Source organism: Mesorhizobium sp. M0778 (assembly GCF_040320105.1).
In the GTDB taxonomy this organism is placed as follows: Bacteria; Pseudomonadota; Alphaproteobacteria; order Rhizobiales; family Rhizobiaceae; genus Mesorhizobium.
In genome coordinates this window covers 721,174-729,635 of sequence record NZ_JAMYPA010000001.1, presented here as the reverse complement: position 1 = coordinate 729,635, position 8,462 = coordinate 721,174, and the positions used below count along the sequence as shown (strand labels likewise).

The 8,462-nt window shown below is 64.9% G+C and carries 11 protein-coding genes and 1 pseudogene; 2 read left to right on the top strand and 10 right to left on the bottom strand.

What is annotated here, in order from left to right; translation table 11 throughout:
• Positions 1–525 (bottom strand): annotated as a pseudogene (locus NKI22_RS03785) (helix-turn-helix domain-containing protein); the annotation flags it as partial.
• A 175-nt stretch (positions 526–700) separates the two neighbouring features.
• On the opposite strand from NKI22_RS03785, the gene NKI22_RS03780 reads away from it, so the two are divergent.
• Positions 701–1,501 (top strand): SDR family NAD(P)-dependent oxidoreductase, encoded by an 801-nt coding sequence (locus NKI22_RS03780; RefSeq protein ID WP_352483545.1) that lies wholly within the window; start codon positions 701–703, stop codon positions 1,499–1,501.
• 142 nt (positions 1,502–1,643) lie between these two features.
• Here the strand turns inward: NKI22_RS03780 and NKI22_RS03775 are convergent, their stop codons facing one another.
• The 4 genes from NKI22_RS03775 to NKI22_RS03760 are packed head-to-tail and all read right to left on the bottom strand — an operon-like array spanning position 1,644 to position 4,050.
• Complete coding sequence (locus tag NKI22_RS03775; protein ID WP_352483544.1) at positions 1,644–2,069, bottom strand: DUF1178 family protein; 426 nt, start codon at positions 2,067–2,069, stop codon at positions 1,644–1,646.
• The gene (locus NKI22_RS03770) at positions 2,066–2,932 is read right to left on the bottom strand and encodes a carbon-nitrogen hydrolase family protein (protein WP_352483543.1); all 867 of its coding nucleotides are present in this window, start codon (positions 2,930–2,932) and stop codon (positions 2,066–2,068) included. The genes NKI22_RS03775 and NKI22_RS03770 overlap by 4 nt, the downstream gene beginning before the upstream one ends.
• A gap of 10 nt (positions 2,933–2,942) precedes the next feature.
• Positions 2,943–3,212 (bottom strand): glutaredoxin 3, encoded by a 270-nt coding sequence (gene grxC / locus NKI22_RS03765; protein WP_023721036.1) that lies wholly within the window; start codon positions 3,210–3,212, stop codon positions 2,943–2,945.
• A gap of 37 nt (positions 3,213–3,249) precedes the next feature.
• The gene (locus tag NKI22_RS03760) at positions 3,250–4,050 is read right to left on the bottom strand and encodes a ComF family protein (RefSeq protein WP_352483542.1); all 801 of its coding nucleotides are present in this window, start codon (positions 4,048–4,050) and stop codon (positions 3,250–3,252) included.
• Between the two features lie 54 nt (positions 4,051–4,104).
• Here NKI22_RS03760 and NKI22_RS03755 point away from each other — a divergent pair, with 54 nt between their 5' ends.
• The gene (locus NKI22_RS03755; RefSeq protein WP_352817723.1) at positions 4,105–4,977 is read left to right on the top strand and encodes a methyltransferase domain-containing protein; all 873 of its coding nucleotides are present in this window, start codon (positions 4,105–4,107) and stop codon (positions 4,975–4,977) included.
• Positions 4,978–5,028: 51 nt separating this feature from the next.
• Here NKI22_RS03755 and NKI22_RS03750 read toward each other — a convergent pair whose 3' ends face one another.
• The 5 genes from NKI22_RS03750 to argJ all read right to left on the bottom strand — a co-directional run bounded on the left by NKI22_RS03750 (position 5,029) and on the right by argJ (position 8,287).
• Positions 5,029–5,208 (bottom strand): Flp family type IVb pilin, encoded by a 180-nt coding sequence (locus NKI22_RS03750; RefSeq protein ID WP_352958212.1) that lies wholly within the window; start codon positions 5,206–5,208, stop codon positions 5,029–5,031.
• A 206-nt stretch (positions 5,209–5,414) separates the two neighbouring features.
• A complete protein-coding gene (locus NKI22_RS03745) occupies positions 5,415–5,720 on the bottom strand; it encodes a hypothetical protein (RefSeq protein ID WP_023721040.1) in 306 nt (101 codons plus the stop codon).
• Between the two features lie 127 nt (positions 5,721–5,847).
• Positions 5,848–6,270 (bottom strand): (deoxy)nucleoside triphosphate pyrophosphohydrolase, encoded by a 423-nt coding sequence (locus tag NKI22_RS03740; protein WP_352483541.1) that lies wholly within the window; start codon positions 6,268–6,270, stop codon positions 5,848–5,850.
• A complete protein-coding gene (locus NKI22_RS03735; protein WP_352483540.1) occupies positions 6,267–7,046 on the bottom strand; it encodes a GNAT family N-acetyltransferase in 780 nt (259 codons plus the stop codon). Before NKI22_RS03735 ends, NKI22_RS03740 begins: the two co-directional genes overlap by 4 nt.
• Positions 7,046–8,287: a bifunctional glutamate N-acetyltransferase/amino-acid acetyltransferase ArgJ gene (argJ, locus tag NKI22_RS03730; protein WP_352483539.1), complete on the bottom strand. Its 1,242-nt coding sequence runs from the start codon at positions 8,285–8,287 to the stop codon at positions 7,046–7,048. The genes NKI22_RS03735 and argJ overlap by 1 nt, the downstream gene beginning before the upstream one ends.
• Positions 8,288–8,462 lie beyond the last annotated feature (175 nt).

Genomic DNA, 8,462 nt, shown 5'->3' with positions numbered 1-8,462 from the left:
TGCGCGCGCCGCCAGGGCGAGTGCGGCGCGCGCAGGACCGGTCCGCAAGCGGCGGATGGCGATGCCGGCGACAGCCAGCTCGTGGGCGGCCCGCGATGCCGGCGGCAGCGGCGAGGGATCGAAGCCGTCCAGCCTGCGCTCGGCTTCGTCTAGATGACCAATCAGCAGCAGGCGCCGAACTTCGAGGTTGCGCGCATGCGCGGCGTTGACGCGGTCGCCATGCTTTTCAAGCGTCGCCCGCGCGGTGTCGAGTGCCTTGGCCGGCCAGGCGAGGTCGCGCGAGACGAGCGCGATCTCGGCCTCGGCGACGATACACCTCGCGCGGGCCACGGCCTCCCTCGGGCTGAATGCGTGCGCCGCCCTCTTGAGAAGAACCTTCGCCCTATTCAGGTCGCCAAGCTGCGCCATCGCGATACCGCGCAACGCAAGGGCCGGCGCATCGTCGCGCAGCGCAACCCGTTTCAAGGCGCCGAGCGGATCGCCCGCCGCGAGCGCATGCGCCGCGGCCGTGATCAGCGAGTCCATCGGAATCCCGTCACACTTGTCACTCCCATGGCTTCGACATCCGGCGCTAAGTCCATCTCACCAACCAGTCGTATCGAGAATGGCGACTGTAGCCAACCTGAGTTGCGGCGCGCCTGAGTTGCGGCGCGATTGTGCACTGAGCTCGAACACAACGATAAGCACTAGGAGAGACGCAATGAAGATCGAAGGCACAACTATCCTGGTGACTGGAGCCAATCGGGGCATCGGTCGGGCACTGGTCGAGGAAGCCCTGAGCAGAGGCGTAAAGCGCGTCTATGCCGCAACCCGCCAAGCCATGGCTCACCCGGACCGGCGTGTGACGTCCCTGACCATGGATGTAACGAACGCTGCGCAGATCCGGGAGGCCGTCGAGAAAATCGATGCTCTCGATATCCTCATCAACAATGCCGGCGTATCGCCCTTCGACGATCTCAGCGACCGTCGCGTGCTCGAACAACAGCTCGCCGTAAACCTCTTCGGCGCGTATGACGTGACCCAGGCTCTGCTGCCGTTGCTGGCCCGGTCGCGGGGAGCCATCGTCAACATTCTGTCGCTGGCCTCTATTGCTGCCGTGCCGTTCAGTCCGGCTTACTCGATCTCGAAGGCGGCCTCGTTCTCACTGTCACAGTCGTTGCGCACCCTCTTGGCCGGACGGGGTGTCAGCGTCCACAGGGTCCTTCCCGGCCCCGTGGACACGGACATGACACGGGGCCTGGACATCCCGAAGGCCTCTCCGGAGTCTGTTGCGCGAGCGATCCTGGACGGCGTGGAGAACGGCGAGGAGGAAATCTTCCCCGATCCCATGTCGGAATCCGTGGCGGAGGGTTGGCGCAGCAGTGCGGTCAAGGCGCTTGAACGCCAGTTTGCAGGCTATGCGGAAGCAAGCCCGTCAAGTGAAGCAAGCCCGTCAAGCAGTGGGCACGAAAGAAGCAGCGAAACGACTACCCGAGAAGCCCATCCTTGCTGCTCGGCATGAAACTGCAGACGCCTGTGCAGGGGGCGGCAGCACCGCCGCCCTCGACGCCGGCGGTCGGCTGTCGCTGGCGACGGCGCCGACCTTCACGGTCATGGCGCGGCCTGGCGGAGATGCCTCGTTATGTCCCGGGCAAGTTGACGGATCAGTTGCGGTCGTCCGGGAAGCTGGGAATAGGCAAGAACTCGACGCCGTCGTCGGCGAGGCTCTTGGCCTCCTCCAGCGTCGCCTCGCCATAGATGCCGCGCGGATCGCTCTCGCCGAAATGGATTTTGCGCGCTTCCTCGGCAAACTTGTCGCCGACATAATCGGCGTTCTCGCGCACCTTCTCGGCCATGGCCTTCAATTGCGCCAGCGCCTGCTTCTGGGCCTCGCCCATGGCGAGCGCGATCTTTTCCTGGTTGCGCCCGGTCGAGACCGCGGGCGCCATCAGCGCCTTGTCGACCTTACGCGAGCCGCAGGCCGGGCAATCGACGAAACCGCGCTTCTTCTGTGTGTCGAAATCGTCGTTGCTGCGGAACCATGCCTCGAATTCGTGCTCGTGCTCGCAGGTCAGGGAAAAGCGGATCAAGAGGCGGCACCCCTGAGCGGCAGCGCGTCCACCGGACCGGCGTTGACGGCAAAATCGCGTGCGTTCTTGAGGTTCGGTATCTTCTTGCGCGCTGCGACCGACTGCGCCGGGTCGATTTCGGCGACGATCACCGCCGGCTCGTCATGCGCTGCTTCGGCGATGATGCGGCCCCAGGGATCGACGATCAGCGAATGGCCATAGGTTTCGCGACCGTCTTCGTGCACTCCGCCTTGCGCGGCGGCGACGACATAGGCGCCGTTCTCGATGGCGCGCGCCCTGAGCAGCACATGCCAATGCGCTTCGCCGGTCTGGCGGGTGAAGGCGGCGGGCACCGCAAGCAGATCGGCGCCGGCCAGCGCCTCGGCGCGGAACAGCTGCGGGAAGCGCAGATCGTAGCAGACGGCAAAGCCCAGCTTCGCGCCATCGATTTCGGTGACGACAGCCTCCGTGCCCGGCTCATAAGCGGCGGATTCGCGCCAGCTCTCGCCATTGTCGAGATCGACGTCGAACATGTGGATCTTGTCATAGGTGGCAATCGTGGCGCCGTCAGGCCCGAACAGAAGTGCGCGGTTGGCGAGCTTGCCGTCGGCGCGCAGAATGGCGGTCGAGCCGATATGCAGGAAGATGCCGAGTTCGTTGGCCAGCTTCCGCGACGTCGAGACGATGATGTCTTTGTCTTCGGAGGTGAACGAAGCGGCCCGGGCTTGGCTGTCGCGGATCAGCGCGCCGGTCATTTCCGGGGTCTGGATGTAGCTCGCGCCCAGGCCTGCCGCCTCGCGCACCAGCCGTTCCAGATCGACCGCATTGCGCTCCGGGCTGGTTCCCGAACGCATCTGGATCGCCGCCGCCTTGAAACCAGTCATCGTCATGTCCTTACCTGGCCGAGCCGTTGGCGAGCAATCTGTCCAGCCGTCCTTCCGCCTCCAATTCGTGGAGATCGTCGGAGCCGCCGACATGCGTGTCGCCGATGAATATCTGCGGAAAGGTGGAACGGCCGTGAGCCCGGGAGATCATCTCCTGGCGCAGCTCCGGCGAGAAGGAGGCGTCGTGCTCGGTGTAGGCGACACCCTTCCTGTCGAGCAGCCGCTTGGCCGCAGTGCAATAGCCGCACATCATCCGCGTGTAGATCGTCACATCGACCATCGGTCAGCAACCCTGCCTCGTTCCGCTGTCATATAGGCTATATAGGCGCCGATTCGTCGGCCCGAAAGTCCCCCGGCAGCACGCGCGCGAAGGTCAGTACGTCGACTGCGCCGGCACCGCCCTTTTTTAACGCCCTGGCGACCGCACGGACCGTGGCGCCGGTGGTGTAGACATCGTCGATCAACAGCACCCGGCGGCCGGCGATTTCGATCTCCGCTTCATCAGGCACTGTGAATGCGGCGCGCACATTTTCCTCGCGTTCCCGCCGCTCCAGCCCGACCTGCTGGCGCGTGAGTTTGACGCGCTTGATGGCTGATGGCGCGAAAGGCCGATCGCCGAGCTGCGCCACCGCCCGCGCCAGTTCCGCCGACTGGTTGAACTGCCGCCTGAAGAAGCGCCGCCAGTGCAGCGGCACCGGCACGACCACCTCGGCCTCGGCGATGAGCTCGGCACCGGCGCGAAGCATCCAGCGCGCCATCCACGGCGCCAGATCGGTGCGGTCCTGGTATTTCAGCCCTTGCACCATCTGGCGGGCAACGCCGGAATAGGCAACCGCCGCCCGCGCGCGCTCGAATGGCGGCGGGTCGGCTATCGCCTCCGCCGACAGGAACCCCTCACCCATATTGTGGGTGAACGGCGTGCCCATCACCGGGCACCATGGCCGTTCCAGCAGCCTGAGTTTCGGCCAGCAGGCGCCGCACAACACGCCGGGTTGCGAGACATGGCGGCGGCAGCCGGCGCAGACCGGCGGGAACAACAGGCGCGCCGGCCAGCCCAATGCCTTGCGGGCAATGCTCTTGATCGCAATACGCTTGATCTCCGGCATGGGATCGGCCACGTGGTTGGTCCTCCGCATCACTATATCAGAGAGCGAAGCACAAGGACCTGCCCATTGCAGCTTGTAATCGACACCTCGCTCTGGCTGGCGCACAAGCGTCGGGCACTGGCCCGCCCTATCGCCAGGGCGGATTTCCTCATGCGGCGGGCGGCCGAGGATCTTGCCGACCGGCTCGGCGCCGTCGAACGCAAGTTCGGCAAGGCGGCCTCATTGTTTTGCCAGACGCCGGCAGCAGCAGAGGTGCTCGCAGAAAGCGGCAAGGTAGCGGAAAACGTGCGCGTCGAGGCCGACGCCGCTTTCCTCGACGGCCGGCCAGGAGTGGTGGCGCCGTTGGAAACCGTGCCATTCGAGCCGGAAAGCCTCGATCTTGCTGTCTCGCTGCTGTCGCTGCAGGCGATGAACGACATTCCCGGCATGCTGGTGCAGATCCGCCGGGCGCTAAAGCCGGACGGGCTTTTCCTCGGCGCCTTCGCCGGCATAGGCACGCTCTCCGAACTGCGCGAAAGCCTGCTTGCCGCCGAGACCGAGCTCTACGGCGGCGCCAGCCCGCGTGTGATCCCGTTCACCGATGTCCGCGACGCCGGCGTGCTGCTGCAGCGCGCCGGCTTGGCGCTGCCGGTTGCCGACGTCGAGACGATTACGGTGCGCTACGATTCCCTCTTTGGCCTGGTCGCCGACCTGCGCGCAATGGGCGAGACCAGCGCGCTTGTCGACCGCAGCAGACGGCCGGGCACCCGAGCGCTGTTCGCGCGCGCCGCCGAAATCTATGCGGAGCGGTTTTCGGACGCCGATGGCCGCGTCAGGGCGAGTTTCTCGGTGGTCTGGATGTCAGGCTGGGCGCCCGATGCCTCTCAGCAAAAACCGCTGAAGCCGGGCTCCGCAAAAATATCGCTGAAGACGATCCTGGAAAACCCCGGCGGCCCCTGAGCATATCCCTGCGCAAAAGCTAGGCGTAGCCCTGCGCAACAGCCGAGCGAATCACTGCGCAAATGCGTTGGCAAGCCTGCTGCTGTTGTCGCTGAACAGCCACTCGATCGCACCGGCAGCCTGGCCGATGCCTGTGACAATGGAAAGCGACAGCACGGCCACGATCAAACCATATTCGATAGCCGTCGCACCCCTCTCGTCTTCTAAAAATCGTTGCAGCAAGATTTTCATGGGCGCCCATCCCTCTTGCCGGAACCTAGCGCCGACCCGTTAAGAAAGGTTAACGTGACAGGCTTAACGCGCGGTGAAACAGCTGCATTCCAATGCATGTCGCGCAAAAGTGTGCAGCGGTTTTGCGATAACGACATGCATCGAAACATAAGCGCGTCGCACGAGGCCGGTCGAACGCGACGCGCTTCAGATACCTGTTGAGGACGTCAGCAGTCACCGCTGCTTCTGCCATCGGCCCGAATGACGCAAACCGAACTGGGCAGCGGCTGCAGCACGCTCTTGCGCAGCGTATAGCTGTCGCGCTGGCCGATCGAGCCGGTGCTCATTGTATCAAGCCCATCGCGGGCAAACTGCGATCGGGTCCGGCTGTCGAGGTAGGGTGTCGCGATCAAGGCCAGAGCCACCGCGGCCGAGCCGAACAAAAGGGCGATGCGCAATATTCCCATGCCAGCATTGGCGGCGCCAGGAAGGCGATCGGGCCAAGGCAAGTCCCAGTCCTTGTCGAAGCTCATGCAAATCGCTCCCCAGCGGTGGAATCGGCGTAACCGCTTTGCGTCAATTTTTCACGGCCAGATAAATCTTTCATTAACGCTGCTGATATCGCTTCGCGGAGCTGCCCGGTTTACGGGAGATCGGCCGTTACAGCAGATCGATGAGGAACTGGATCAGCGGGGCATCGGCCGGCGGCATTGGAAAATCGCGCATCTGGCGCGGCCGCACCCATTTCAGCACCTGCCGTTCCTTCGGCTGGGCAATGCCGCGGAAGCGACGGCAGACGAACAGCGGCATCAGCAGGTGAAAATCATCGTAGGAATGGCTGGCAAAGGTGAGTGGTGCCAGGCAAGGGATATCGGTCTCGATGCCGATCTCCTCATACAGTTCGCGGATCAGGCATTGTTCCGGCGTTTCGCCGGGCTCGACCTTGCCGCCCGGAAACTCCCATAGGCCGGCGAGTTGCTTGCCTTCGGGCCGCTGCGCCAAAAGCACGCGCCCGTCGGCATCGACTAGCGCGCAGGCCGCAACCAGGAGCAGGCGCTTGCCGACCGTGTCTGAGCCGCTCATGCGCCTTGTGGCCGGCGATAGTGATAGCGATAGACTTCGTCGAATCCGAGCAAACGGTAAAGCGCCAGCGCCGGCGCGTTGTCCGCCTCGACTTGCAGCCAGGCTTCCCGCGCCCCGCGCAGTCGCGCCCATTTCAGCGCCGATCGGATGAGGTGGCGGCCATGGCCCTGGTTGCGCACCGATCTGTCGGTGGCGATCTCGAACAGCCCGGCAAGGTCGCCGTCATGCACGCAGATCAACGTTGCCAGCGGCTCGCTGCCGTTCTCCAGCGCAAACAGCCCGGCCTCCGGCTGGATGGCGCCAATGATCTCCGACAGGCCGGGCCGTAGCGACACGTCCGAACCGCTCACCTTGAGCGCTGCGCCGATGAAACGGCTGATGTCCTTCAACGGAATCTGGTCCATGGCGTCGTCGAGCATGGCGTCCGCCAGCGGCAGCCGCATGACCAGCGACTCCGCGAATGTGCTCCAGCCCTCGCCGTCGAGGTACTTTGAGAGATCCGGCCCAGACAGCGGCGAGACGCGAAAGGTCAGCGGCCTGCCATAGGCGTCGAAGCGACGGCTGGCGCGGCCGATGCGCTCGGCAATGTGCTGGATGTCGCCCGGATCGAGCGGATTGACCGAATTCAGCCGCTTGGCCGGATGGCCGGCCGTCAGCCGCACGACCCAGGTGCCGTCATAATGGACGGCGGCCGCCGGCCAGGCGCGAAAGCCAGCCGCCTCGTAGCGGCGCACGATCGCCAACACGCTTGCCGGATGTCTGGAAGCCAATGTCATCAGCTCCGATAATCGCCATTGATGGCGACATATTCCTTGGTGAGATCGCAGGTCCACACCGTCGCCTTGCCGCGGCCGATGCCGATATCGGCGCGGATGCGGATCTCGTCGCGCTTCATATACGCCGAAGTCGCCGCTTCGGAATAGGCGGCGTCGCGCTCGCCCTGATATGCCAGGCGGTTGTCGCCGAACCAGATCGACAGAAGGTCGCGGTCGGCCGGTTCGCCGGCCTTGCCGACGGCCATGACGACACGGCCCCAATTGGCGTCCTCGCCGGCGACTGCCGTCTTGACCAGCGGCGAATTGGCGATCGACAGCGCGATGCGCTTGGCCGAGCGGGCCGATTTGGCCCCGGTGACGGTGACCTCGACCTGCTTGCGGGCGCCCTCGCCGTCGCGCACCACCTGTAGCGCCAGCGACTTCAACACCTTGCCGAGGGCACGGCGGAACGCGCCGAGGCGCGCATCCTTGGGGTCGGAAATCGCCGGCGCGCCACGCCTGGCGGCAGCAGCTGTGGCGAACATCAGCAGCGTGTCGCTGGTCGAGGTGTCGCTGTCGACGGTGACCGCGTTGAAGGTCTTGGCCGTGCCGCGCGACAAGAGATCCTGCAGCGCCGGTGCTGCGATCGGCGCATCGGTGGCGATGAAGGAAAGCATCGTCGCCATGTCGGGCGCGATCATCCCCGCGCCCTTGGCGATGCCGTTGATGGTGACGTCGGCATTGCCGAGCTTGACCGTCGCGGTCGCCAGTTTGGGATAGGTGTCGGTGGTCATGATTGCCTTGGCGGCTTCGGTCCATAATTCCGGCTTGCCGTCCTTGATCAGCCCGGCCAGCAGGTGGCTGAACTTACCAGTATCGAGCGGTTCACCGATGACGCCGGTCGAGGCCAGGAACACCTCGCCTGGCGTGCAGCCGGCCGCCTTCGCCGCCGCCTCGCCCGTGAGTGCGGTCGAAGCGCGGCCCTTCTGGCCGGTAAAGGCATTGGCATTGCCGGAATTGACGACCAGAACGCGCGCCTTGCCCGCCGTGAGGTTTTGCCGGCAGAAGTCGACCGGCGCCGAGGGGCATTTCGACCTGGTGAACACCCCGGCGACGGTGGTGCCGGCGTCGAACACCATGGCCAGCAGATCGGTACGGTTCTTGTATTTTATGCCGGCCTCGGCGGTGGCGATGCGCACGCCCTCGATGGTCGGCATCTTGGCATATTTCTTCGGCGCGAGCGGCGAAACCTGTGCGGACATGGAAGACCCCGGGCGGGAAAATCGCGAAAGGAACGCCGGTTTGCCCGATAGCGCGCGTCGGCGCAAGCCGTTTTCACAGCCGTTACGGGTGCCGGACGCCTGACACTGCCTCATGCCGCAAGCAGGGCTGTTGCAAATTTGTTGGCATCGCTGCGGCCGATAGCGCTATGATCCT